This is a genomic window from Cohnella sp. OV330 (genome assembly GCF_900112065.1).
In the GTDB taxonomy this organism is placed as follows: domain Bacteria; phylum Bacillota; class Bacilli; order Paenibacillales; family Paenibacillaceae; genus Cohnella.
On record NZ_FOKE01000001.1, the window covers coordinates 91778 to 115555 of the forward strand.

At 61.5% G+C, this 23778-nt stretch carries 24 protein-coding genes; 11 read left to right on the top strand and 13 right to left on the bottom strand.

The window, feature by feature from the left end; translation table 11 throughout:
* Window positions 1-237: 237 nt before the first annotated feature.
* The 5 genes from BM235_RS00470 to BM235_RS00490 form a co-directional block, all read right to left on the bottom strand.
* A complete protein-coding gene (locus tag BM235_RS00470) occupies window positions 238-1692 on the bottom strand; it encodes a nicotinate phosphoribosyltransferase (RefSeq protein ID WP_090108576.1) in 1455 nt (484 codons plus the stop codon).
* Window positions 1693-2079: 387 nt separating this feature from the next.
* Window positions 2080-2691, bottom strand: a complete 612-nt coding sequence (locus BM235_RS00475) for a GTPase domain-containing protein (protein ID WP_090108577.1) — start codon at window positions 2689-2691, stop codon at window positions 2080-2082.
* Window positions 2688-3731 (bottom strand): GTPase family protein, encoded by a 1044-nt coding sequence (locus BM235_RS00480; protein ID WP_090108578.1) that lies wholly within the window; start codon window positions 3729-3731, stop codon window positions 2688-2690. Before BM235_RS00480 ends, BM235_RS00475 begins: the two co-directional genes overlap by 4 nt.
* A 25-nt stretch (window positions 3732-3756) precedes the next feature.
* Complete coding sequence (gene speD / locus BM235_RS00485) at window positions 3757-4563, bottom strand: adenosylmethionine decarboxylase (RefSeq protein WP_090108579.1); 807 nt, start codon at window positions 4561-4563, stop codon at window positions 3757-3759.
* A 187-nt stretch (window positions 4564-4750) separates the two neighbouring features.
* Window positions 4751-5047, bottom strand: coding sequence for a late competence development ComFB family protein (locus BM235_RS00490; RefSeq protein WP_090108580.1), 297 nt, complete (start codon window positions 5045-5047; stop codon window positions 4751-4753).
* A gap of 163 nt (window positions 5048-5210) precedes the next feature.
* Between BM235_RS00490 and BM235_RS00495 the strand changes: the two genes are divergently transcribed.
* Complete coding sequence (locus BM235_RS00495; protein ID WP_090108581.1) at window positions 5211-5423, top strand: hypothetical protein; 213 nt, start codon at window positions 5211-5213, stop codon at window positions 5421-5423.
* An 889-nt stretch (window positions 5424-6312) separates the two neighbouring features.
* On the top strand, window positions 6313-7686 hold the full coding sequence (locus BM235_RS00500; protein ID WP_090108582.1) for an FAD-dependent oxidoreductase: 1374 nt from the start codon (window positions 6313-6315) through the stop codon (window positions 7684-7686).
* Window positions 7687-7789: 103 nt separating this feature from the next.
* Here the strand turns inward: BM235_RS00500 and BM235_RS00505 are convergent, their stop codons facing one another.
* From BM235_RS00505 to BM235_RS00515, 3 genes are all read right to left on the bottom strand, one after another.
* Window positions 7790-8965, bottom strand: coding sequence for a YecA family protein (locus BM235_RS00505; RefSeq protein WP_158543631.1), 1176 nt, complete (start codon window positions 8963-8965; stop codon window positions 7790-7792).
* A gap of 83 nt (window positions 8966-9048) precedes the next feature.
* A complete protein-coding gene (locus tag BM235_RS00510; RefSeq protein WP_090108584.1) occupies window positions 9049-9267 on the bottom strand; it encodes a hypothetical protein in 219 nt (72 codons plus the stop codon).
* A gap of 158 nt (window positions 9268-9425) precedes the next feature.
* The gene (locus BM235_RS00515) at window positions 9426-9914 is read right to left on the bottom strand and encodes a general stress protein (RefSeq protein WP_090108585.1); all 489 of its coding nucleotides are present in this window, start codon (window positions 9912-9914) and stop codon (window positions 9426-9428) included.
* 143 nt (window positions 9915-10057) lie between these two features.
* Between BM235_RS00515 and BM235_RS00520 the strand changes: the two genes are divergently transcribed.
* From BM235_RS00520 to BM235_RS32420, 3 genes are all read left to right on the top strand, one after another.
* Window positions 10058-11206 carry a zinc-dependent alcohol dehydrogenase gene (locus tag BM235_RS00520; protein WP_090108586.1) on the top strand — a complete coding sequence of 383 codons (1149 nt, stop codon included), beginning with the start codon at window positions 10058-10060 and terminating at the stop codon, window positions 11204-11206.
* Window positions 11207-11663: 457 nt separating this feature from the next.
* Window positions 11664-13202 carry a bifunctional folylpolyglutamate synthase/dihydrofolate synthase gene (locus tag BM235_RS00525; protein ID WP_090108587.1) on the top strand — a complete coding sequence of 513 codons (1539 nt, stop codon included), beginning with the start codon at window positions 11664-11666 and terminating at the stop codon, window positions 13200-13202.
* Between the two features lie 79 nt (window positions 13203-13281).
* Window positions 13282-13674: a hypothetical protein gene (locus tag BM235_RS32420; protein ID WP_255373998.1), complete on the top strand. Its 393-nt coding sequence runs from the start codon at window positions 13282-13284 to the stop codon at window positions 13672-13674.
* A gap of 108 nt (window positions 13675-13782) precedes the next feature.
* Here the strand turns inward: BM235_RS32420 and BM235_RS00535 are convergent, their stop codons facing one another.
* A complete protein-coding gene (locus tag BM235_RS00535; protein ID WP_090108588.1) occupies window positions 13783-15279 on the bottom strand; it encodes an ATP-grasp domain-containing protein in 1497 nt (498 codons plus the stop codon).
* Between the two features lie 207 nt (window positions 15280-15486).
* On the opposite strand from BM235_RS00535, the gene BM235_RS31880 reads away from it, so the two are divergent.
* The 3 genes from BM235_RS31880 to BM235_RS00545 are packed head-to-tail and all read left to right on the top strand — an operon-like array spanning window position 15487 to window position 17465.
* A complete protein-coding gene (locus tag BM235_RS31880; RefSeq protein ID WP_158543632.1) occupies window positions 15487-15834 on the top strand; it encodes a hypothetical protein in 348 nt (115 codons plus the stop codon).
* A gap of 55 nt (window positions 15835-15889) precedes the next feature.
* Window positions 15890-16909 carry an FAD:protein FMN transferase gene (locus tag BM235_RS00540; RefSeq protein WP_158543633.1) on the top strand — a complete coding sequence of 340 codons (1020 nt, stop codon included), beginning with the start codon at window positions 15890-15892 and terminating at the stop codon, window positions 16907-16909.
* Window positions 16893-17465, top strand: a complete 573-nt coding sequence (locus tag BM235_RS00545; protein ID WP_090108590.1) for a ferric reductase-like transmembrane domain-containing protein — start codon at window positions 16893-16895, stop codon at window positions 17463-17465. Before BM235_RS00540 ends, BM235_RS00545 begins: the two co-directional genes overlap by 17 nt.
* A gap of 109 nt (window positions 17466-17574) precedes the next feature.
* Here the strand turns inward: BM235_RS00545 and BM235_RS00550 are convergent, their stop codons facing one another.
* Complete coding sequence (locus BM235_RS00550) at window positions 17575-18744, bottom strand: phosphodiester glycosidase family protein (RefSeq protein WP_090108591.1); 1170 nt, start codon at window positions 18742-18744, stop codon at window positions 17575-17577.
* A gap of 697 nt (window positions 18745-19441) precedes the next feature.
* Window positions 19442-21043, bottom strand: a complete 1602-nt coding sequence (locus BM235_RS00555; protein WP_090108592.1) for a DEAD/DEAH box helicase — start codon at window positions 21041-21043, stop codon at window positions 19442-19444.
* 206 nt (window positions 21044-21249) lie between these two features.
* Here BM235_RS00555 and BM235_RS00560 point away from each other — a divergent pair, with 206 nt between their 5' ends.
* A complete protein-coding gene (locus BM235_RS00560) occupies window positions 21250-21630 on the top strand; it encodes a hypothetical protein (protein WP_090108593.1) in 381 nt (126 codons plus the stop codon).
* On the top strand, window positions 21627-22268 hold the full coding sequence (locus tag BM235_RS00565; RefSeq protein ID WP_255373999.1) for a DNA-3-methyladenine glycosylase family protein: 642 nt from the start codon (window positions 21627-21629) through the stop codon (window positions 22266-22268). The genes BM235_RS00560 and BM235_RS00565 overlap by 4 nt, the downstream gene beginning before the upstream one ends.
* A 99-nt stretch (window positions 22269-22367) precedes the next feature.
* On the opposite strand, the gene BM235_RS00570 is transcribed toward BM235_RS00565, so the two are convergent.
* Complete coding sequence (locus BM235_RS00570; protein ID WP_158543634.1) at window positions 22368-22982, bottom strand: SGNH/GDSL hydrolase family protein; 615 nt, start codon at window positions 22980-22982, stop codon at window positions 22368-22370.
* Between the two features lie 23 nt (window positions 22983-23005).
* A complete protein-coding gene (locus tag BM235_RS31885; protein ID WP_158543635.1) occupies window positions 23006-23182 on the bottom strand; it encodes a hypothetical protein in 177 nt (58 codons plus the stop codon).
* A gap of 119 nt (window positions 23183-23301) precedes the next feature.
* Between BM235_RS31885 and BM235_RS00575 the strand changes: the two genes are divergently transcribed.
* Window positions 23302-23766, top strand: coding sequence for a DUF4385 domain-containing protein (locus BM235_RS00575; RefSeq protein ID WP_090108595.1), 465 nt, complete (start codon window positions 23302-23304; stop codon window positions 23764-23766).
* Window positions 23767-23778: the final 12 nt, after the last annotated feature.

Here is a 23778-nt window from a genome sequence, read left to right on the forward strand (position 1 = left end):
ATAAAGCAAGATTATTAATAAATCTATGATTATTTGCACATTTTTTAATCAAACGTTGAAATAATTTTTACACGATTTAGCGTATAAAAGCGGCTATTCTTTAACGCGTTTTCCCTTTACCGATGGAAAGTGATAAATGAAAGCGAATTCTTTTGTGATTTATCCACAATCCTCCGTCCACAAGCCTATTACATGTCATCGGCATGTCAGTTACCATATATTGTACGTAACTGGAAATTACATTTGGTCACTTTGCGTATGTTTGGCGATCAAATCCATCTTCAGCTTCCAAGCTTTTTCGCTTAAATTGACCCGATATAGCTCCGGATTAAGCTTCCGTAAGTACTGCGGCCAAAATTGAGCGATCTGTTCGTCATGGTAATCGCGAATTTCGTCGAGCGAAGGCAGCGGCCCAGCCCGTTCGCCATCGACGATCACCGGCTTCAGCAGCGGTACGGCTTCGTAACGGTCGATATATTTGTGAATATAGGGATGCACCGGGTCGAACAGCTTGATCCGGCGGCCTTCGCGAATGTCTTCTTCGTCTTTGAGGGCGATGTAATCGCCCTCCGCCTTCCCCGTGTCGCGGCCAATGATCCGGTATACGTCCTTCAGGCCGGGCGTCGTCACCTTCTCGGGATTGGCCGAGATTTTGATCACGGGCTCGTAGTAGCCGTCCCTGGAGATGGCGACCATCTTGTACACGCCGCCAAGCGAAGGCTGGTCGGCGGCCGTGATCAGCTTCGTGCCGACGCCCCAGACGTCGATCCGCGCGCGCTGGCTTTTCAAGTTGTCGATAATGTGCTCGTCCAGATCGTTGGAAGCGGTAATCTTGACGTACGCGAGCCCCGCGTCGTCCAGCATTTCCCTCGCCCGCTGCGAAAGGTACGCCAAGTCGCCGCTGTCCAGCCGGATGCCGACCATCCGCTTGCCGGCGGCCTCGAGCATCCGGCCGATCCGGATCGCGTTCGGCACGCCGCTGCGAAGCGTATCGTACGTATCCACGAGCAGCGTCACTTGATCCGGGAGCGCCTCGGCGTATTTGCGGAATGCCTCCTCCTCCGAGCCGAACGCCTGAACCCAAGCATGCGCGTGGGTGCCCTTGGACGGGATGCCGAACAGCATGCCGGCCCGCATGTTCGACGTCGCATGGAAGCCCGCGAGATAGGCCGCGCGCGCACCCCATACGGCGGCGTCCGCTTCCTGCGCCCGTCGGGTGCCGAATTCCAGGAGCAGGTCATTCGGCGCGACCTGCCGGATTCGCGAAGCCTTCGTCGCGATAAGCGTCTGATAATTAAGGAAGTTCAGCATCGCCGTCTCGATCAGATGCGCTTCGAAGAGGCGCGCTTCGACGCGGACCAGCGGTTCGTTCGGAAAGGCCAGCGTCCCCTCCGCCATCGCATGCAGGCTGCCCGTGAAGCGGAAGGAGCGGAGCGCTTCGAGGAAGCCGGGCGCATAATTCTCCTCTTGCTGCCGAAGGTATTCGATCTCCCGTTCTCCGAACCAGAGCGCTTCGATGTACCTGACGATGCGCTCGAGGCCGGCGCAGACGGCATAGCCGTTGCCGAACGGCAGCTTGCGGAAATAAATTTCGAACACGGCCCGCTCGTTAAGCGTCCCTTGTACCCAATGGGCATACATCATATTAATCTGGTACTTGTCCGTATGAAGCGTGAGACCGCCCTCGTCCATCGTTCATCCTCCTTCGGGGAAGGTTCGGGCGCGGCGGTCCGGCTCACGCGGGCCGCCGCGCCGATCTTCCTGTATTATGCGTGCTCGCCTGGACGTTCATTCCCATGGAAAACTTGGATGCGAAAAGCGACGCGGCGGAACGCAAAGAGCCGGGCGAAGCCGCCCGGCAAAACCATTCAAAAACCGCGATTGCCCGCCATCCGGGGCGACCAGCGCACTCGGCTGTCCGCCGCTTAGCCGGTTTACGTACCAAAGCCGTTCTTTGCGCGCCAGCAGGGTCCGATCCCTATCCATCCCGGTCGCTCCTTTGGCATGACAACTTCAGACGCATGTCCGCCATGCGCGGACGATTGTCTAGATCATACCCCGACAGAAGCGATACGAATCTCAGGAAGCCGGCGGGCCGAGCGCGAACCGCTCGATCTCGTCCAATCCGCTGCGATCCCTGGCGCTGTAAAATACGATCGGTCCGGCAAAGCGTCCGGCAAGCTCGCGCCGCAGCGGCTCCCGCTCCTCGGGCAGCAGCCCGTCGGCGAAGCTGCGGACGAGCATCGTCCGCTCCGCGAGTCCTGCCCGCGCGATGCCGGCCAGCAGCCGGTCGTCCGCGGCATGCAGCTTATCCTTGAACACGAGCAACAAACGATCGAACGACCGATACGGAAACAGACGAAAAAACGTCTCCGCCGGATGCGCGGCCGTACCATAGCCGGGCGAATCGACGAAGACGGCTTCTCCGCACGCAGGAATCAGCGCGGCATTCGGGTCATGCGCCCAAGAGGTCGCGTCCGTGCGCTGACCGACGACGGGCCTCGGCACGCAACCCCGGTCCGTCAGCAGATCGAGCAGCGCCGATTTGCCCGCGCCAGGCTGCCCGAGGATCGCGATCTTGCGACGGCGCGGAATGACGGCGAGCTCCGAAGCGAGCCGCTTTAGATTGCGCTCCAGCACCGTCGGCTCCGCGCCCGCGCCGCCTCCCGCGCGCCTGGCCTTCGCGCTCACGGCTGGCGCTCGATTCCGAGCTCCCGCTCCAGGATGCGCTCCGCCAGCTCGTGGCAGTCGTTCAGATACGACTTGCCGGCGGCGAGCGTCATGCCGAAGCCCGCGGCGGCCGCGATCGCCTGGCCGACGATCGGCACGAAGCGGCCGACGGCCGTGGACGCGCTTTTGCCCGCGAACTTCTTCAGGAGCAGCATAATGCCCTCCTTCGTGCCGTAATCGAGCACCCGCTTGCCGAGCGGCAGGAGCGAGGGGATTAGCTTGTTCACCTTCTCATCCGTGAGCCCGTAAGAGGCCCGGATCTCGGCGAACATCTTGTACATGATGGACATGTCGACCCCGACGTTCACGCCGGGCACCGGATTGAGACCGTTGGCGGCGGCAAGCCCCGCGTACTTGTATACGGACTTCTCGCAAGCTTCCTTCTTCGCCTCGAGATGCGCGAGGCTGAACGCCTTCGCCGAACGCGCGTACTTTTCTTGCAGCGCGGGCTCGAGCGCCGCCTTGATCCCGTCCACCAGTTCGCTTAAGCCCTCGCGGGTCCGGCAACTGACGAAGTACACCTGCTGCGGCTCTCCGATCTGGCGCGCCACGTCGGCTGCGATCTCTGCCTGCAGCTCCTCCGCCGTGCGGCCGTCCTCCCACAGATCGTCCAGCTTGTTGCGGACGAACAGGCAGATCCGCCCCTTCTCCCGCAGCTCCCTGAAGAAGGCGGTGTCGGCCTCGTGGAATTTGCCCGCGAACACGCACAGGAACAGGTCCAGCTCCTCCGGCCGGAACCGGTCCATCCATTCATTGGGCGGGAACCGGGAGGTTCCGTACCCCGGCAGGTCCACGAGCAGCAGCTCCTCGTGCGCGATGACCTGGGCCTCGACCGTCGTGTCGGTCGTCACGCCCGTGCGCGCGACCGGCTGTCCGACGATCTGATTGATGAGCGACGATTTGCCCGAGCCCGGCTGCCCGAACAGGGCGATCCGGAGCTTGGCGTTCTGCTCGTCTTCGATATCCTGCTTCAGCCTTGCCGCGTCCTCTCTAAGTCCCATCGCAGCTCCCCCTCGCCATTTGCGCCTAACGAATGTTTTTCCCGTAGAAAATCTCGTCCATCTCGATCTTCAGCCGCTCCGCGATCTCCTGCTGCTCGGCCTCGCTCAGCTTGTCCTTGGTGTAGCCGAACAGGTAGTTGTTGAGATCGAACTCGCGCAGCTTGCACTTCGTGTGGAAGATATGCTCTTGGTATACATTGACATCTATCATATCATACGCTTCGATCACGCCATCGGGAATGTAATTCTGGATCGAATTGATATCGTGGTCGATGAACAGCTTGTGGCCGTTGATGTCCCGCGTGAACCCGCGCACCCGGTAATCGATCGTCATAATGTCGGTGTCGAACGAGTGGATGAGATAATTCAGCGCCTTGAGCGGAGAGATCTCGCCGCAAGTCGAGACGTCGATGTCCGCGCGAAACGTGCTTAAGCCCTCGCTCGGATGATATTCCGGGTACGTGTGCACGGTAATGTGGCTCTTGTCGAGCTGCAACGCGACATTGGCCGGCATCGGGCCGGGCGACTCCTCGTACGATTCCGTCGGCACCTCCACGATCGGTCCCTCCGAGACGAGCAGCGTCACGCTCGCCCCCTGCGGCACATAGTCCTGCTTCGCCGTGTTCAGCACGTGGGCGCCTATGATCTCCGCCACCGCGTTCAGAATCTTGGTCAGCCGATCGGAGTTGTACTGCTCGTCGATGTAGGCGATGTACGCCTCCCGTTCTTCCTTGGTCTTGGTGTAGCAGATGTCGTACATATTGAAGCTCAGCGTCTTCGTCAGGTTGTTGAACCCGTGAAGCGTGATGCGCTGCTCGTCGGTAAGCGCCATATCGTCGGTCCCCTCGCTTCTGTTCGGATCGTCTCCTTATTATGGCTGAGGCCGGGAGCCTCAATCCTCTTATGTATTACCCCGAATGCGGCAAACCGGAGCATGCGTGCGGGAAAGGATGCGGTTCGTACCGTGCAGGCTGCACAAAAAAGACCCGAGAACGGCGGGCCTTCGAGGCGGTTCGGGGCTATTCGGCGGGCTGGTGCTGCGGCTTGGACTCCACGATCTGCACGGAGCGCGCGAGCTCCTGCAAAACGTCCGATTGCATTTGGGTGTTCATATAGAGCGCCTTGATATAGGCTTGGCCGGCTTGCGTCGACGTGTACTGCGGCTTGAGATGGTTCAAGGTGAGGACGATGATGTCCGTCGTGCACTTCTCGCAGCTGCACTTCAACGGATAGTTGGGCAGAATATGCTCCTCGAAGAAACTCACGACGATCGGTTCCATCGCGTTGAATACAGATGAAGCTCTCGCAAATTCCATCGCGTGTCAAACTCCCTGTTGCCGTATTATTTCATTCAGCATATCACAGCGCCAAGCCCGCCGTCATTAGACCTAAGTGCCAATGTTTGTTGTCCCTGATCCCGTTAAGGCTGCCCTGCGATTGGGTAATGGAGACCAAGCTACAAAAAAGGAGTGCTGCCCTATGTCCGAATATAGAGATTATGCCGCAGAGCTGCCGCAGTTCGATCCGGGTACGCCGGAGATCACGCCTCCGACCTCTCCCGAGATCTCGCCGGTCGTGCCGAATCCCGAGATCGTGCAAAATCCGACGCCCGAGGTCAAGCCTGACGCCGTGCCGCCGGACGTCAAGCCGGACGCGGTGCCCCCGGAAGCGCCGCCAGAGCAGCCGAAGTGACTAGACGGCAGATCAAATAGCAGATGCGATGCCGGAACCGCACATTTATTGTGCGGTTCTTGCACATGCGCGCTGGCCCGTGGGGCCCTACGCGCGGCGCGGGGCGGAACCGCACATTTTTTGTGCGGTTCTTGCATGTACGCGCTGGCCCGTGGGGCCCTACGCGCGGCGCGGGGCGGAACCGCACATTTTTTGTGCGGTTCTTGCATGTGCGCACTGGTCCGTGGGGCCTAACGCGCGGAGCGATGCCGGAACCGCACATTTTTGTGCGGTTCCGGCGCGGGCGCGGTGGAGGCCGTCGCGCGCTTGGCGGCCGGTCGCGGGTTCGCCGTATTTACTGACCGCCTCACAACTCCCCTGCACCCATCCCCCCCATCGTGCAAAAATACATGATAGCGAGCCGACAAACCGGTTTTGGCGTATCTATCGCGCAAATCTGCATGATACATGCTCGAATAAGGCCCTCGTCGCATAACTCCGCCCCTGAATGATGCACATTTGCGCGATAGCTCCGAACGACAAACGACGGCGCCTCTCCATCCTGCACTATTGCAGGATACGGGTTTTCGTTGCCGGCCAGCGTGCAATTAGAGTTCTCGCAGGAACCCCCCGTTGTACGACTTCCGAATCGGCGTTGCGCGCAAACCCGAACCCCAATCCAAAGTCTCCACGATCGCGAAGTTTACAACCCAAAAACTTTGTGATTATTTTCACTATACCTATTGCATTCCGTTCGAAGGTGGCGTATATTGGATTCAACAAGACATTGTGATTTAAATCACAACCTAGTCGGGCGAAGATTTGTATCCTGTAGATATAGATCTTCGCCCCCCTTCCAATAAAGTATGTGAATTTAATCACAATATACGAATCCGAGGAGGACTTCCTTATGAAAATCGTCGTTATCGGCTGCACTCACGCCGGCACTGCCGCCACCATCCAAATGGCTAAACGTTACCCCGACGCTAAAATTACCGTGTATGAGCGCAATGATAATATCTCGTTCCTGTCGTGCGGCATCGCGCTCCATGTGGGCGGCGTCGTGCGCAACGCGGAGGAATTGTTCTACGCCCACCCCGACACGCTCGCCGAACTCGGCGTGAACACCCGGATGCGCCATGACGTGCTCGCCGTCGACACGGTATATAAGACGGTCACCGTCCGCAATCTCGAAACCGAAGAGGTACTCGTCGACAACTACGACAAGCTCGTCGTTACGACAGGCTCGTGGCCGATCGTCCCGCAGATGCCGGGCATGGATCTCGAGCGGGTGCTGCTCTGCAAAAACTACGCGCACGCCCAGACGATTATCGAAAAAGCCGCCACCGCCAAGCGGATCACCGTCGTCGGCGCGGGATATATCGGCGTCGAACTGGTCGAAGCGTTCCATCAGCTGGGCAAAAGCGTGACGCTCATCGACAATACCCCGCGCGTCATGTTCAAGTATCTCGACCAAGCGTTTACCGACATCGTCGAAACCGACATGAAGGAACGCGGCGTGCGGCTCGCGCTCGGTCAGACGGTGACCGCGCTCGAGGGCGAGGACGGCAAGGTCGCCCGCGTCGTGACGACCGAAGGCGCGTACGATTCGGACCTCGTCATCCTCTGCATCGGGTTCCGTCCGAACACGGAGCTGCTCAATGGCCAGGTCATGATGCTTCCGAACGGCGCGATCGTCGTCGACGAGTACATGCGAACGAGCTGCCCGGACGTGTACGCCGCCGGCGACAGCTGCGCGATCCGCTACAATCCGACGGGCAAGGCCGCCTATATCCCGCTGGCGACCAACGCCGTCCGCATGGGGACGCTCGTCGCGATGAACATCGTGGAACCGCGCGTGAAGTACATGGGTACGCAAGGAACGTCGGGCATCCGGATGTTCGACCTGAATATCGCGTCGACCGGCATGACCGAGCAAGCCGCGATCGACGCGGGCTTGAAGGTGCGGACGACGACGGTCAGCGACAACTACCGTCCCGAGTTCATGCCGACTTACGAACGGGCGCTGGTCAAGCTCGTCTTTGAAGCGGACGGCGGACGCCTCCTCGGCGCGCAGGTGCTGTCGAAAGCGGACCTCACGCAGTTGGCCAACACGCTGTCGGTGTGCATCCAGAACCGGATGACCGTGGAAGAGCTCGGCTTCGTCGACTTCTTCTTCCAGCCGCACTACAACAAACCTTGGAATCTGCTGAACCAGGCAGGCCTGCAGGCAGCGGCAGAACTGGAGGCAACCAAAGCCGAATCGTTGAAGGCTAAGGCTTAAAGGCGTTGCGGACGCTGGCATGAAATATTGCAAAACACCCTGAAGGCCGCCGCTCTCTATCCGGAGCGGAAGACCTTCAGGGTGTTTTTCGGTTGCTCGCAGCTTAGTCTCCGACGGCGCCGCAGCACTTCTTGAACTTCTTGCCGCTGCCGCACGGGCATGGATCGTTGCGGCCGATCTTGCGGCCGGTCTGAATCGAGATGACGTCCGCGTGGTGCGATCGCTGCGGCATCGCCAGCACGTTGGACGGCACGCCGCCGCCGACGCTCATGTTGAGCTCGTCCGGGCGATGTCCCTTCAGCACCCATTGCCTCGTGCCGTTGTTCAACCGGGCGAGCAGCGCGCCGACCTCTTCGACCGTTTGCGCGTCTTCGATCGAAAACTCGAATTGCAAAATTTCAAACGCCGCGCTCATCGATTTGCCGTTTTTGAACGTATCCGCGCAGATCTCCGCGATCATGTCCGCTTCCTGCTTGTCCACCGCGTACTCGCGGGCTAAATACCCTGCCAGTTCCTGGTGCGCTTTGGTCCGCTCGACGTATTCAGGTTCGCCCGCCTTAAGCAGCTCGGTCTTGGTAAACTCGCGGTACGGCAGATCCCCCCGCGCCTGTTGAATGCGCAGCAGTTCCTGCGGTTCTTCGACGTCGAGGTTCGCATATAGACCATCCTCGTCGACATCGTACATGGCTCGGAAGTCGAGCGCGTCGACCAGCACCTCGAACATGTCGGGGCCGTCCTCGGGCGTCTCTCCAGCCAGCGCGATCAAGCGCGATTCGAGTTCGGTCTCCTCCAAGACGCCGTAATAGTACAGCATCCCCTGGGTGAGCTTGATATGATCCGTATTGCGCTTCACTTGCGCCGGCGTGCCGGACAGCCCCTCCAGCTTGGCGAACCGCTCGACCAGCTCGGTCGGCATGACCAGCGACTTCTTGCCTTTCACCTCGCCGGGAAACGCGATACCGCGTTCGGCCAAATAATAAGCGACCGGGCCGGACTCGGGCGGATCCGCCATCAGACCGTTACTTTTTACCAGTCTGCGAATCAGCGCCCACCGTTCTTCGTCCCACAGTTCCGTCGATTCTGCGGCAGAGTCGGCCAACACGGGCACAAGCCCGCCGACAAGCGCGTCTTTGTCCTTTTCGTTCTCCCAATCGTATATCTTCAACAGTCTCGCCATTCTTTGCAGCGATTCGCGAGTCTGCGGCATCAATGCATCCTTCAGTGCGAGCGGCCAAGCCAAAGCCGGCCATTCGCCGTCAAGCTTCATATGATCTGCCATAATCATCCTACTTCCGTTTTAATAAAAACAAGCCCGATCGCCAATCGCCCCGGGCTTCCGCGCCCAACCGTGCGAAGAACGCTTTAGACGCCAGTACGTTTCTTCTGGTTGTTCGGCTTCTTTTTGATTTGGCTGCGCATCTGCTTCACGTCGGTCGAAAAGCCGCTCTGCTGTCCGCCGCCTTGCGCCGCAGCCTGCTTCTTCTGGGCCAGGCGCTGCTTCATCGCTTCCGCCAGGCTGATCTTTTTCTGCTCCGGCTTGTCCGCGGACGCGGACGAATTCGAATCGCTGGATTGTGTCATACTCATCGCACCCCATTGTTAGTCGCGATTTGTCGCGCTGCAAGCTTTTTTCATTATAACGCGGGTACGCAAAAAGAGCCACGCCCCCTTACAGGACGCGGCTCCGTCGACCCATCGTCAGCCCCCGGAGCGGTGGCGTCGAGTCGTTCGAATTGAATTTAGATTCGTTCGCTTGGCGGCAGCGGTCCGTCCTCGGACAGGATACGCGGCAGCTCCCGGTCGATCGCCTGATTGCGGATCGCGCTGTCCGCGACGTTATCCTCGGCGGACGAGCTGGCAACGACGTCGTCGACCAGCCCGTTGTCGTGGCCGATCAGCAGCAGAAAACGCCCCTTGTCCACTTCCGGCGCATACTCCATCGCGTCGCCGTTCGTGAGCCCGATCTCCTCGAGACGGCCGGACAGCTCGCTGTCTCCGCCCGCCTTGATGATCCGCTTGACCTTGCCGAGCAGCGAGTCCGAGCCTGCCCCCGCGCCTTCCACCTCGACCAGATCCGCCGCTTGTCCCAGGTTGCCGAGGCTCCACGACTCTTCGCGGTCCGCGACGACCGTCAGATCGTGGTCGGAATGCCCCCTGATTTTCAAAGACTGAATCGCGTCGATGACATCCTTGCTCGTGTCGAATACGCCGTATACGGTCATGGACATATGGGATACCTCCGTTTGCTGTCATGTGATATTCAACTTTACCCCTCGCGCTCCCGGATTAATCCATGCTGGATTTGTCATCCTAAAGGGTACTTAATAATGATTCGCCAGAAATCCAATACGCCGAAGGAGGGTATGCGAGCATGCGGGCGGTAACCTTTCAGGGAAGCAAAGACATCCAGGTCAAAGAGGTCGAAGATCCGAAGCTGAAGCATAAGGACGACATCATCGTGCGCATCACGTCCACGGCGATCTGCGGCTCCGATCTGCATATTTATTTGGGCGGCATGCCTGCGCATAAGGGCGCGGTCATCGGCCACGAGCCGATGGGCATCGTCGAGGAGGTCGGACCCGAAGTAACCCGCGTCAAAAAAGGCGACCGTGTCGTCATTCCCTTTAACGTGTCATGCGGCAAATGTTATTTTTGCGAACACGATATGGAGAGCCAGTGCGACAATTCGAATCCCCACCCGCCGCTTAAGGAGATCGACTCCGGCGGCTACCTTGGCTATACCGAGCGCTACGGCAACTACCCTGGCGGCCAGGCCGAATACCTGCACGTCCCCTACGGCAACTTCATGCCCCTCGTCATCCCGCAGTCGTGCGAGCTGCCGGACGAGGCGCTGCTATTTCTGTCGGACGTTCTGCCTACGGCCTACTGGAGCGTCGAGAATGCCGGCGTGAAGCCCGGAGACACCGTGACCGTGCTCGGGTGCGGACCCGTCGGGCTGATGGTCCAGAAGTTCGCCGCCATGAAGGGCGCGATGCGAATCATCGCGGTCGACAACGTTCCTTACCGGCTCGAGCACGCGCGCAAGATGAACAACGTCGAAACGATCAATTTCGACGAGCAGGACGAAGTCGCCCTCCACATCCGCGAGATCACCCGCGGCGGCACGGACGTCGTCATCGACTGCGTCGGTATGGACGGCAAGAAAAACGCGCTCGAGAAAATCGGCCAGAAGCTGAAGCTGCAAGGCGGCACGCTCAGCGCGATCGATATCGCGATGGACGCGGTCCGCAAGTTCGGTACGATCCAGCTGACAGGCGTGTACGGCGCGCTGTACAACATGTTTCCGCTGGGCCACATGTTCGAGCGCAACCTAACGGTAAAAATGGGACAGGCGCCGGCCATCCACTACATGCCGAAGCTGTTCGACATGATCGTGAACGGGGAGTTCGACCCGACCGAGATCGTGACGCACCACGTCCCGCTCGACCAGGCGAGCGACGCGTACAAGATTTTCAACGACAAGGAAGACGGCTGCATCAAAGTCGTGCTGAAGCCTTAAGCCTTGCGGGAAAGGAAAGCCCTTCGCTCGCGGCCGAGCGGAGGGCTGTTTGGCGTTGCGGCAGGTTGTTCGGCGCCTATGGCAGGTTGTTGGGCGTTGCGGCAGGTTGTTCGGCGTCGCATGGGCTTCACTATGGCGGCACGACAGGCTTTGCTATAATGGACGGAATAGATTGGTGGCCGGAGAACCGCTGGAGTGCGGCTAGAGAGCGATTGATGGCCGGCGGCGGACCGTGCGTCCGCTATTTGGTCCGATTTACGCTTTGCGGAGCGGTTAACGGACCGAGCGGCCGTTATTCGAGCCAAAAGTGCCGTTTATCGTCTCTCATCCGGCAGATAACGGCTCCTGTGTCCGCTGCGGTAAGCAGGAACGGGAATTACGCGCAAATAGCGTATTCTGTGTCCGTCTCTCCCCTCTCCACCCATTATCCGACCGCAAAAGGAGCGTCCGTTCACGCATGTCGATCACCAATCAACGCGAGGCCGAGGATCTCATCTACCGCTCCTATCTGCGCGCGGCTCCCCATTTGGTAGTCGCAGGCGACGAGCAGGTCCGCATGCCGCAGTTGACCCGCCGCCTGCTCGATCTGCTGGGCGCTCCGGATCTCGGAAGGCGATTTGTGCTCGTGACCGGCAGCAAAGGGAAGGGCTCGACCTCGCGTCTCGTCTCCTCCCTGCTTAGTCATCTGGGCTATAAGGTCGGCCTGTTCACCTCTCCTCATCTGGTCGACTACCGGGAGCGAATCCGCATCGACGGGCGTTCGATCGGGGAAGCGGACTTCGTGCGGCTGGCGCGCCGGATCGAGCCCGAATGGGCGAAGATCGAACGCGGACTCGGGCCCTCGGAATACCAAGGTCCGGTCGGCGTGTCGCTGGCGATCGCGGTCAGCTGGTTTGCGGAGCAGGGCACCGACATCAACGTCGTCGAATGCGGGCGGGGCGGGCGTTACGACGACGCAAACGTGCTCGCGAACGAGTGGGCGATCGTCACGGCGATCATGGAGGAGCATGTCCGCGAGCTCGGCCCGGGCATCGGCGATATCGTGCGGCATAAGCTGGGGATCGTGAAGTCGGCGGGCACGCGGTTATACGTCGGGGCGCAGCGCGCGGACGCGCTTGCCGCAATCGAGGAGGAGTTGGGCGAGGGAGATGCGGCCAAAAAACATGAACGTTGGACGATCGATGAAGCGAATGAAGATGAGCGCGCGGCGAGTGGATATATGCGTGCGGCGATCGATGAAGCGAATGAAGATGAGCGCGCGGCGGGTGGATATGAGCGGCGTCCGGCGTTTGAGTCGGTGAACGGATATGAGGATGCGTCCAGCCTTAGCGAGCGCGTGTCCTTCGCGGGCGCGGCGTTCGCCGCCGAGCATGTCGCGATGTCCGCGCGGGGAACGACGTTCGACGTCCGCACCAGGCGGGCGCGCTATCGCGGTCTAACGCTGCCGCTGCTCGGCGCGTTCCAAGCCGACAACGCCGCGGTCGCGGTCCAAGCCTGCGAGGATATCGCGGGCGCGGCGCTGGATCCGGCGACCGTCGCCGCCTGCTTCGCCGGCCTGCAGTGGCCGGGCCGCTGCGAGATCGTGAGCCGCGAGCCGCTCACGATCGTGGACGGCGCGATCCACCGCGACTCGGCCGTTTACCTGGCGAGCGTAGTGCGCTCACTTGGGCTCGGCGCGGACGCCCGGATCGCCGCCGTCGTCGGCGTACCGAAGGACAAGGACTACGCCGGCGTCATCGAGACGCTCGCCGCCGTAGCGAGCCGCATCCTCGTAACGCGGCCGGACGTGAGCCATCTCGCGTTTCCGGAAGACGCGCTGGATGTGGCTAAGCGGTATTGCCCGGGCGCCAGCGAATCGTACCCGCTGCTCGCGGATGCGCTGGAGGCGCTACGTGCCGGCCCCCTTCCCGACTGCACGCTCATCGTCGGCACGCAGACGCTGATCGGCAACGCCAAGCGGCTGTACGGGCAGGGGCTTGAGGATATCGGGCGATAAGATTACCCTGCATATTCCCGCCCCCTCGAAGCCATGCTAATCCACGGCTTACAATCCAAGTCCGGGAGGCATCGCCCACATGAACAACATCAACCTGTCCAGCCAAATCAACCAATGCGAGCACCTGATCCAGCAGCTCGTGAACCAAACGCAGCAAGCGAGCCAAATGTATCAGCAACTGCAGCAGCAGGAGCAGCAAAACGCTTCGCGCCTGGAAGAGCTGGCTCAACGCGAGCACAAGGCCGCCCAGATCATCCAGCAAGCGCTGCATGGGCACCAAACGGCGATCCAGCAATTGCAGCAAGTCGGACAAATCTGCCGTCAGCTGGAGCAAACGGTCAACATGCAACTGTCGCAGCAAGCGATTCAATCACAGCCGTCCCACGCGCAATTCGGCGGATTCAATTCGTTCCCGCAACAGCAGCAACAGCATTTCTCGCCGATGGGCGGCATGAACAGAAGCTTCCAATAAGACCGAACGCGCAAGCGGACGGAATTGAAAAAGGTCGCCTGTCCGCCGGTATGTCCACCGGTCGGCAGGCGGCCTTTTTGCATAAACGCGGTCGACGGCATGCAGCGTTCAGCGGCGCTCGAACCGCAAAGCGATCGCGTCCCTGTATAGCGCCGACAGCTCCGCTTCGGTCTCGGGATGCTGCCTGTAGTGGTCGCCGAGCATGACCTTGTGATTGATCTCGATGACGAGCGGTCCGTGCAGCGCGGTATCGAGGATGTCGACGGAGCAGAAGACCATGTCCAGCGCAGCGGCAGCCCGCACGGCAAGCGGCGACAGCCGCTCTCGCACCGCAATCGGAACCTCGACGGATCGCGCGCCTTCCGCGAGGTTGTGCTTCCAGGATCCGCTTCGCCGCTTACCCACCCAGACGCGGGCTTCCCCGGCCAATACGACGATCCGGTATTCGAGCTCCGCCTCCCGATAAGGCGAGATCGCCGCGTGCCTTTCAAGCGCAAAGACGGCGCGAAGCGCCTCCCCGAGCTCTTCCGGGCTGCGGACGCGGTACACGTGCCGGCCCTGCGCGCCGTCGTCGGGCTTCACGACCGCGTCGCCGCCGAACAGCGCGAGCGCGGCTTCGGCTCGCGCGAAGGCAGCGGCGTTCCCGCCGCCGAACCGGTAGCCCGGATGCGGCAGGAAGATATGCTCGACGCAGGGCTCGCCCGCCGCCCGCAGCGCGTCCGAGGCGGCGGACTTGCTCAGCGCGAGCGCCGACGCGGAGCTCGGATTAAGGCCGAGCTCCGCGTCGGTCATCAGGAAGCTCGCCTCGCCCTTTCGCGCGCGGTACGTCAGATCCGGCGTGATCGTCTCGAAAGAGACGCCGTCCGCCTCGCCGGCTTGCTGGATCAACTTCAGATAGGGCCGGGTCGTACCGCCTGCCGACTCCGCTGTCCCTGGCCCCTTCGCCCCTTCGCGACGCTCGCTCGCCACTCCCTTTTCACGTCCTCCGGTCGCCGACTCTTTTTCCAACCGATCCAGCCATTCATGTCCTTGCGGGAACTGAGCCCGCAGCGCGTCTCGCAGCCATGCGCGCTCCCCCTCGTTCAGGCTTGGGAGCATCGTGTCCAGATCCTTCCGATCCTTGTCGCGGAGCGAGACGCTCCCTCCCTTGTACAGCAGTTGAATCTCGGGTCTAAGGTAAGGGATCCCGCCTTCCGATCGCAAAAACAGCTCGGCCGCCGGCCTGCGAACGGACCGCTCCCTTCGATACGTCCACCAGCCGTCCGCGACGTCGATCAGCATAAGCTGAAACGCCCATGGCGAATGCGAATCGCGCCTCGCCCAAATGTCGGTCTCTTCCGTCAGCCGATCCGCCGCGCCGAGCCGGGTCAGCCGCCCCTTTTCCGCCAAATAAAGCTCCCAATCCGCGGCCAGCCGCGCATAGACCGAACCGTAATCCGCAAGCGGCAGCAGCACGTCGATATCGTCATGCGGCCGGCTCTGCCTGCCGAGGTGCAGGTCCAGCGCCCATCCGCCCGCGATGCCCCACGCCCCCTGCCAGTTCTCGAACAACCGATCGATCTCCTCCACGCCAAGCGGCGCCCATATGTACGCTGCGTCTGTCATATCCGTTTCACCCGTTCGTCCGTGATTCTTCTATTGTAATGGAAGCCGCGCGCGTTGCGTAGACGGTCTTCAGCCGGAAATCGCCAGGCTTCGCCCGCTTATTCAGCCAACTTTCAGTCTCGTTTAAATGGCGTTTAAGGTTGACGGCGCATAATGGGTTTTATCATCGATCAAGCCTACAGGCTTTTATAAAAGAGGAGGGCGTATATGGCCCAGCAAAAGTGGATGAAATGGATCGTCGGGCTTTCGGGCGTCGCTTTATTTACAGGATTCGTCGGATTGATATCGGCCAACGGCGAGACCGTCTCGGACACGACGGCCGGTCAAGCGGGCAGCCAATCGGGCAGTTCCATCGCGCAAGGCGACGATCAGGTGACCGACCAATGGCAGAGCCAAACGAACGATGGTCAAACGAACGATGGCCAGACGGGCGGGTTCGGACGCCGCGGCGGAGGCAGATTCGGGGACATGGGCTCGGGCAGCAACGGCAGCAGCGGTACGCAAAGCCAGATTCCGTCGGATAGCCAAGGCAGCATGCGGACCCACGCATCATAACGCACATTTCAAACGCGAGGAGGCGGCGAAAATCGATAACGACAGCTTTAGTGCCATGAATACGACGATCGCCATGCAGGGTCTGCCGGCTCGCTGGCGCGCGCAAGCTAGAAATTGGTTCGCGTTCGCCGAAGCGCAGCTGAGCCGTTTCCTGCCGGACAGCGAGCTGTCGAGGCTGAACCGCGCGGCGGGCAAAACGTTCCTGGCGACGCCGCTGCTCTATCAGGTGCTCGCCGAGGCGGATCGCTATCATCGCGAGACCGGCGGGCTGTTCAATCCATACTTAGGCAGGCTAATGGAGCGGCTCGGGTATAACGAGAGCTTCGAGCGGCTGAGCCCCGCCGAAGCGGAGGAAAGCACGGCGAGCATCGCTGCCGGCACAGAAGCGGACGCGATCGGCGGCAGAATGCCGGATTCGAAAGATCTCGGGAGCAGGATGCCGCATGCGAAAGAATTCGCCGGCAGGATGCCGGATTCGAAGGCCGGGTTCTCGGCCGCAGCGTTGGACCCTGGCAGCCGCGCGATCCGGCTGCGGCCGGATGTTGCAGTGGATCTCGGCGGCATCGCCAAGGGCTGGACGGCCCGGCATTTAGCGAAGCTGGCCCGGCAGGACGGCGTCCGGATCGGGGCGGTCGGCGCCGGAGGCGACCTGATCCTCTGGGGCTGTCCGCCCGACGGCTGGCGAATCAGCGTCGCGGACCCTTGGCGCCCCGAGCGGGATGCGACCGGCTTGACGCTTCGCAGAGGCGCCGGCATCGCGACGAGCAGCGCGGTCAAGCGCCGCTGGCAGGACCAGGGCGGCAGCATGCGCCATCATATCGTCGATCCGCGTACCGGGCTGTCGGCGCGTACCGACCTGGCGCAGGTGACCGTGCTCGCGCCCGATGCGGTCATGGCCGAAGTCTACGCCAAATGCGCGTTGCTGCTCGGCGCCGAACAAGGCCCGGCATGGCTTGAACGGGCGAACCCCCGCTGCGCGATGATCGGCGTTCGGAACGACGGCGCGCTCGTCTACGGCGGCGATCTGGATACGTATGTCATGGAGGAGCGTGCCAGCTATGAACGGATTGGCTGATTGGCTGACCGTGTGGACGACGACCCGCGCGGCCGGCATTACCTGTTACCTGCTGTTGTTCGTATCGACTGGCGCCGGCATTTTGACGAGCCTCAAGCTGTTCGGGCCGAAAACCCGCGCCGGCGCGCTCTTTCTTCACCAGTCGGCCGGCTGGTTCGGCTTCTTGTTCGGCGCCCTGCACGGATCGGTGCTGATGTTCGACAAGTACGTCGGATACAGCCCGCTGGAGCTGCTCGTCCCTTTTGCAGCGCGCACCCATCCTTACTTGATGGGGATCGGCACGCTGAGCTTCTATATCACGCTCGTCCTGATCGCTTCGTCGGACATGATGAAGCGGCTCGGCAAAAAAAACTGGCGCGCCATCCACTTTCTCGCGTTCCCCGGCTTCTTCATGGGCCTGGTCCATGGGCTGCTCCTCGGCACCGATTCGAGCCAGCCCTGGATGAAATGGACGTATATCGCAACCGCCGGACTCATCGTCGCGCTCACCATTTTCCGCATCGCCGTACCGAGCCCGGCAGGCGTTCCGAAGGCCAGGGCGAAGGCGGCTGCTTGACGCTAGGTTTGGTGCCAGGTTTGGTGCCAGATTAGGTACGGGGTTGACGCCAATACAAAACAGGCATGATCGCCCCGCCAGGGGGATATCATGCCTGTTTTTGTGGCGTTTAGCCGACTCGCACCACGAGCGCGTTGCTGAGCAATCGCCCCGGCTTCGTCAAGTAGTTGCCGCCCATCCACAACCCGCTCGAAGCGCCGCCATCCAGGTTCATCGCCTGCCAGGCGCCGGCCTGCTTCATGATCTCCGCCAGCTGCGGAATCGTAGCGCCGCTCGTCGTGAGCAGGATTAGCCGATGGTCGCGGGTGATTCCAAGCGCGCTGCGGGCGCCGCCGTTCGTCAGGATCTTCGGATCCTTGAAGCCTTCGCCGGCGACATCGAGCGCGATTTTCCCGTTCGCGACGAGCCGAGGTCCGGCTTGCACAGCCCCCTCCACGCGGCCTTGATTAAAACGATCCATAAACGAGAGGCCGGGGACGATCTCTGCCAGCTGATCGGCGTTATACAGAAACGTCGCCCGCTTGTCTCCGGGGCTGTTCTTCTTCAACTTGCCGCCCCCGGCGATGTAGCCGTACGGCGCTTTGTAGTCGCTGTCGGTATAGGCGTCGAAAAAAGTGCCGTTGATCGCGACCCTCGCCTTCGCCCGCTTCGCCATGCTGCCCAGTTCCTCGACCTTGCCGATCTTGTCCCCGGCGAGCACCGTGTCGAGGCGGACGGCCGGATGCAGCAGCGCGACGGTAACGACCTGTGCGGCGAAGGTTTTGCCGCCGATCTTAAATCGCTTCGACGCTTGCTCCACCGGCTTCGTGTCCGCGGGATGCGTTCCTCTCGCGACAGGCAGCCTCAAGGTCTCGCCGGCCGGCGCCTGCAGCTGCGCCGCTTCGACGTCCCGCTCCCATTGCACCGACCATCCGAATGCCGAGGCCAGCGCGGACGACGGGACGTATAGGCTCCCGCCCTTATTGATCGGCGCAGCTTTAAGCGTCACGGGGGCCCCGTTCAGCATCGCGGCTGCGCTGCCGGACGACATGGCGAGCGTCGCATTTTCGCCTAGCGATAGCGTCACGATGCGGCCGCCCTCGCTCGATACCAGCCGCCCGCCCGCGAATCCATCCAGCGAACGGAGCGCGATATAGGATCTTCCTTGCGCGTCCACGTAGATCAAGCCTTTGGCAGGCACCGTCGCCGCTGAGGCCGTCTGGACGCCCGCGCCCGCCGACGGCAAGACGAATGCGAGCGCCGCGAAGGCGATAATCAACCACAACCACCGTTTTTTCATTTGTGTATGTCTCTCCTCTGTCCCAATCTCTTCTCTTTATCGGCAGCGGGCGGTCAACATCAAAGAAGGGAGCCGCTTCCCCGCGGGAAAATATCCGGTCAAGTAAATGGTCGGTTTAATCCCGGATGAGATTTTTACGCAATGGGAGCGGCGGTTGTGCATGGTTTTGTTTCTGGTTGAGACTTCTTTCGCGTAGGGGCCGGCGGAATGGCGAGGGTTGTTTCTAGCTGAGACTTTTTGGTCGATGGAAGTTGCGGTTGGACGCGGTTTGTTGCTAGTGGAGACTTTTTAGTCGATGGAAGTTGAGATTGGACACGGTTTGTTTCCGGTTGAGCCTTCTTGGGCGAAAGGATAGCCGCTACGGAACATGGCAAAAAGGAATGTCCCGCATCGACCATGGGTCGCGCAAGACATTCCTTCGAAAGGTATCGTGCAAAAGTGCGCGATAGGCAACCCGGCAATCTATTGGGCCACGTCTATCGCGCAAATTTGCATGATACAAGTCAGCAATCAGGTATTTCCGGTAAGAATCGGCGCTGCATCGTGCAGATTTACAGGATAGTCCCTCGCGCAAGTCACCGCGACCGCCGTATCACGCACATTTGCAGGATACGTGCGGCTGGGGCGATTGGAGCAAGCAAGCGGCACTGTCATGCATGCCGCTCCTATTCGCGCGCTCCTGCTATTGGCTCCGCCATTAAGAGCGGCGCGTATCCGTCGGCTGCGCCTTCAACGAAAAGGGCCGCGGCCCCTGGTAGGGCCGGCCTGCCGGCTGCTGGCGCCCGGTACCGGCCTGCGCCTGGCCCGCGCGCCCTTGCGGGGCTGCGCCGCCGCGACCGCCTTGGCCCGCCGACGCTTGGCCGCGTGCGGCGCCGCTGCCCGGCCGGCTCTCGCCGCGCGGCGCGTCGGACCGGCCGCCGCGTCCCGCCTCCGGCCGTGCACCGCGGCCGCTCTCCTGCCTGCCGCCGGCTGCGCCTTGGCGACCCGCTTCCTGCCTGCCGCCGGCTGCGCCCTGGCGACCCGCTTCCTGGCCGCCTCCGCTGCCGCCGCGTCCGGCCTCGGCCCGTCCGCCTTGGCCGGCGCCCTGACGGCCGCCGCCTTGACGTCCGCGTCCGCCGCCGCGCTGCTGGTCGGCCTCGTCCTTCGGTTCGGCCGGCGCGGAGCCCAACGGGTACGGATGTCCCTTGATCTCCGGAATCTTCTTGCCGATGAGCTTCTGGATATCCCGCAGGTACGGGAGCTCCTCATCCTCGCAGAGCGAGATCGCGATGCCGCTCAGGCCCGCGCGGCCGGTACGGCCGATACGGTGCACGTACGTCTCCGGCTCGTTCGGCAGATTGAAGTTGATGACGTACGGCAGCTCGTCGATGTCGATGCCGCGCGCCGCGATATCGGTCGCGACCAGGATACGCGTGGTGCCGTTCTTGAAGCCGGCGAGCGCGCTCTGCCGGGCGTTCTGCGACTTGTTGCCGTGAATGGCTGCTGCGGAGACGCCCGACTTGGCCAGATGGCGGACGACGCGGTCGGCGCCATGCTTGGTGCGGGTGAACACGAGCGCAGACGTGATTTTCTTGTCGCGCAACAGGTCGAGCAACAGCGTCTGCTTGTTCGCCTTGTCCACCAGATAGACGCATTGCTCGATCCGCTCGGCCGTTGAGGATACGGGCGTCACCTCGACCTTGGCAGGGTTGACGAGGATCGTCTGCACCATCTTGGTGATCTCCGTCGGCATCGTCGCTGAGAACAGCAGCGTCTGCCGCTTCTGCGGCACCTTCGCGATGATGCGCTTCACGTCGTGCACGAAGCCCATGTCGAGCATCCGGTCGGCTTCGTCGAGCACGAGGATCTGCACGTGGGACAGATCGATGAAGCCCTGATTCATCAGATCGATCAACCGGCCCGGCGTGGCGATGACGATATCCGTGCCGCGCGCGAGCAACTCCTCTTGCGGCTTCTGGGACACTCCGCCGAAGATGACGATGCTGCGGATGTCGACGTGCCGTCCGTATGCGCGTACGTTGTCGTAAATCTGGATCGCCAGCTCCCGGGTCGGCGTCAGCACTAGGGATCGGATCGGCCGGCGCTTGCCCGGCGGCTTTTGCTGTTCGCTCAGCAGCTGGAGCATCGGCAGCGAGAACGCGGCCGTCTTGCCCGTGCCCGTCTGCGCGCAGCCGAACAGGTCCCTGCCCGCGAGCACGACGGGAATCGCTTGCTCCTGGATCGGCGTAGGCGTCGTATAATTTTCTTCGCTCAGCGCTTTGAGTATCGCCGGCTTGAGCTTAAGGTCGTTGAAGTTCATGGAATCTCCTTTATGTTAAAGCGTATCGTAAAATGGTCATGCCAAGCATTATACCCTACCTGGGACTGGGATTGAAAGGAGCAGGCGCCATATCGCCGCCCGAAAATGCAAAAAAAGGCAATTTTCTAGGGCGCGCGAAGCGTTTGCCTGTCGATTCTGCTACTATTAAATAAATAGTACCCGTTTCAGGGGGGAGGCTACTCACGATGAAAAACGATGCGCCGGCACATCCGAGCGGCAGCTTCAAAGTCGTCACGCTGTGCGGATCCACGCGGTTTAAGCCCGAGTTCGAGCGCATCAACGCCGAATTGACGCTTGCGGGCAACGTCGTCATCTCTGTAGGCGTCTTCGTTCATACGGAAGGCCCCGCGGTTTCCGAAGCGCAGAAGCAACGGCTGGACCTTATTCATTTGCAAAAAATCGACATGGCCGACGAGATCTTCGTCGTCAATCCGGGCGGTTACATCGGCGAGAGCACGAGAGGCGAGATCGAATACGCGACGCGAACGGGCGTCCCGGTCCGGTACCTCGTCCCGCCCGCTCCGAGCGGTCCGGACGCCCTAACCGATGGGAGGCTCGTCCCTTGACCTTGATCGTGCACGCCGAATCTCCCGAGGGACTTTATCTGCGGCAATCGGATCCCGTGCTGGCCCGGTTAATCGAGCGCGTCGGGGAGATTCGCCTGTCGCCGAGCCGCACGCCCTACGAATCCCTCGTCGGCTCTATCGTCTCTCAGATGCTCTCCGCCAAAGTCGCAGGCGTCATCAAACAGCGGCTCACGACGCTAATAGGCGGGCCGCTCACGCCCGAGTCGCTGCTAGCGCACGACGAGGAGACGTTGCGGGGTATCGGGCTTTCTTATGCCAAGATCCGCTCGATTCACGACCTCTCTCGCCGGACCCTGTCGGGCGCGTTGGACTACGAAGCGCTAGGCGTTCTGCCCGAGGCGGAAGCCGTCGCCATGTTGACCCAGGTTAAAGGAATCGGGAAATGGACGGCCGAGATGTTCCTGATCTTCTCGCTCGGCCGGCCGGACGTGCTCTCGCTCGGAGACGCCGGCCTGCAGCGCGCGGCTCAATGGTTATACGGGCGCATTAATCCCGACGAGGCGCCCGGCTGCTTGGGACGGTACGCCGATCGGTGGAGCCCTTACCGCAGCATCGCCTGCCTTTACTTGTGGCGGGCGATCGACGACGGCTACGTGGACGGACGGTCGGAGTTGTAGCGCAACGGGGATTTTACCTTTAGAACGGACGCAAGCGCAGGCCGGCGCCTGCGCTTGCTTGCCGACGGGCCGCGTTGCGGTCGCCGGCAGGAACCTCTGTTAGATCCGCTCCAAAAACGGAATCGCGATCGCGGCGATTCGGGCGTGTCCCCGTTCATTCGGATGCAAGCCGTCGTCCGTGAACAGCGGGAGCGTCAGCCGGTTCAGCCCGCTCTCCGCGTACAAATCCAGCACCGGAAGCGCGTACTCGCGGCCGAGCGCGGAGACAACTTCCGCGTAGTCGCGGAGCCGATGTCCCTGCGCGTTAGGACGAACGACGTCATAGCCGTCCTTGTCCCGCTGCAGCGGCGTCCAAAGACTCAAGCGGCAGCCTGGATTCGCCGTCAGCACGGTTTCGATCGCCGTCCTGTACGCGCCGACGAACGTCAACGGGTCGTAGCCGTCCCGGCTGCCAAGCGGCTTGTCGAGCCGGTAATCGTTCGTTCCCGCGAAAACGGTGACGCAGTCCAAGCCGGCGTCGATCCCCGCCGCCATGTTGACGGTAGCGCCTTCGTCGGTCGCGCCGCCGGCCGTCATCGGACAGCCGCTTCTGCCGTAATTAAGCACCTCCGCAAAGCCAAGCGCATCCCGTACGACCGGCTGGTAGCCGTTCGCCGCCGTGATGCTGTCTCCCAGCGTGCCCCAGCGTTTGCCTTCCCATTTCACCTTGCTCACGCTCCGTCTCGAATGTCCGTTCTTTATTCTGCCATTGCCGCTTGTTCGCCCAGCCACGCGACCTGCTCCAGGAGGAGACGCCGTGGCTCGGGCACCCGAATCCCGCGCGGGCCTGCCATTTTGGAATACAACGCCCGATTCGCCGGGTGCCGGTGAACGAGCGTATTGGACGCAAGCGCGCCGAAGTTCGTTACAGTCATGAGTTTACCTTTCATATATTCTCTATGTCCAGCCTTTGACGAAGCCGGCGCGGGGCCGCTTGGGTAAAGCATAGGTAATTCCAAACGGCATGTGGAGCGCTTGAAGGAGGAAAGTACGCATGAAGCCGTTCGATTATTCGCTGGACTACGCCCGCCTCGATCTGCGGGCGCATCCGGAGCTGTACGCGGTGGGCCGCGGCGAGCAGGGCGTGCTGATGGCGGAGCCTTACAAAAGCGAGATTTTGCCGCATTGGCGGTTCAAGACGCCGGAGGAAGCGGTCGAATCGTCCGAGAAAATTTATGCCATGTTCCTGGCGTACAAAGCGGCGGACGACTTCGTCGGCATGGATATGGCCCGCAAGTTTCTGCAGATGGGCTTCACCCGCGCCCGCCGCTATGCGAACCACAAGAGCGGCCGCAAGTACGCGGCGCCCGGCGGCGAAGAACTGCCCGATCGATATGACCCCGTCAAAGCGCAGTCGGCGGCGATTTTCAAAAAGAAGTGGGACGAGGCCCGCACCGATGCCGAGTACTTGGCGATGAAGCGGCGTCATCGGGAGCGGTACGAAGAGAACGCGACGTAAGCGTCGGCCCGA

Bases quoted from the DNA above. Each gene is read 5' to 3' on its own strand.
- BM235_RS31885 (WP_158543635.1), bottom strand. From the start codon at position 23,182: ATGACTGTAACGAACTTCGGCGCGCTTGCGTCCAATACGCTCGTTCAC.
- BM235_RS00510 (WP_090108584.1), bottom strand. From the start codon at position 9,267: ATGACACAATCCAGCGATTCGAATTCGTCCGCGTCCGCGGACAAGCCG.
- speD (WP_090108579.1), bottom strand. From the start codon at position 4,563: ATGGCGCTTACCGACGAGCAGCGCATCACGCTTCACGGGTTCAACAAC.
- BM235_RS00560 (WP_090108593.1), top strand. From the start codon at position 21,250: ATGAAAAACGATGCGCCGGCACATCCGAGCGGCAGCTTCAAAGTCGTC.
- BM235_RS00575 (WP_090108595.1), top strand. From the start codon at position 23,302: ATGAAGCCGTTCGATTATTCGCTGGACTACGCCCGCCTCGATCTGCGG.
- BM235_RS00555 (WP_090108592.1), bottom strand. From the start codon at position 21,043: ATGAACTTCAACGACCTTAAGCTCAAGCCGGCGATACTCAAAGCGCTG.
- BM235_RS00490 (WP_090108580.1), bottom strand. From the start codon at position 5,047: ATGGAATTTGCGAGAGCTTCATCTGTATTCAACGCGATGGAACCGATC.
- BM235_RS00545 (WP_090108590.1), top strand. From the start codon at position 16,893: ATGAACGGATTGGCTGATTGGCTGACCGTGTGGACGACGACCCGCGCG.
- BM235_RS00540 (WP_158543633.1), top strand. From the start codon at position 15,890: ATGAATACGACGATCGCCATGCAGGGTCTGCCGGCTCGCTGGCGCGCG.
- BM235_RS00500 (WP_090108582.1), top strand. From the start codon at position 6,313: ATGAAAATCGTCGTTATCGGCTGCACTCACGCCGGCACTGCCGCCACC.
- BM235_RS32420 (WP_255373998.1), top strand. From the start codon at position 13,282: ATGAACAACATCAACCTGTCCAGCCAAATCAACCAATGCGAGCACCTG.
- BM235_RS31880 (WP_158543632.1), top strand. From the start codon at position 15,487: ATGGCCCAGCAAAAGTGGATGAAATGGATCGTCGGGCTTTCGGGCGTC.
- BM235_RS00495 (WP_090108581.1), top strand. From the start codon at position 5,211: ATGTCCGAATATAGAGATTATGCCGCAGAGCTGCCGCAGTTCGATCCG.
- BM235_RS00480 (WP_090108578.1), bottom strand. From the start codon at position 3,731: ATGGGACTTAGAGAGGACGCGGCAAGGCTGAAGCAGGATATCGAAGAC.
- BM235_RS00470 (WP_090108576.1), bottom strand. From the start codon at position 1,692: ATGGACGAGGGCGGTCTCACGCTTCATACGGACAAGTACCAGATTAAT.
- BM235_RS00550 (WP_090108591.1), bottom strand. From the start codon at position 18,744: ATGAAAAAACGGTGGTTGTGGTTGATTATCGCCTTCGCGGCGCTCGCA.
- BM235_RS00525 (WP_090108587.1), top strand. From the start codon at position 11,664: ATGTCGATCACCAATCAACGCGAGGCCGAGGATCTCATCTACCGCTCC.
- BM235_RS00505 (WP_158543631.1), bottom strand. From the start codon at position 8,965: ATGGCAGATCATATGAAGCTTGACGGCGAATGGCCGGCTTTGGCTTGG.
- BM235_RS00515 (WP_090108585.1), bottom strand. From the start codon at position 9,914: ATGTCCATGACCGTATACGGCGTATTCGACACGAGCAAGGATGTCATC.
- BM235_RS00535 (WP_090108588.1), bottom strand. From the start codon at position 15,279: ATGACAGACGCAGCGTACATATGGGCGCCGCTTGGCGTGGAGGAGATC.
- BM235_RS00520 (WP_090108586.1), top strand. From the start codon at position 10,058: ATGCGGGCGGTAACCTTTCAGGGAAGCAAAGACATCCAGGTCAAAGAG.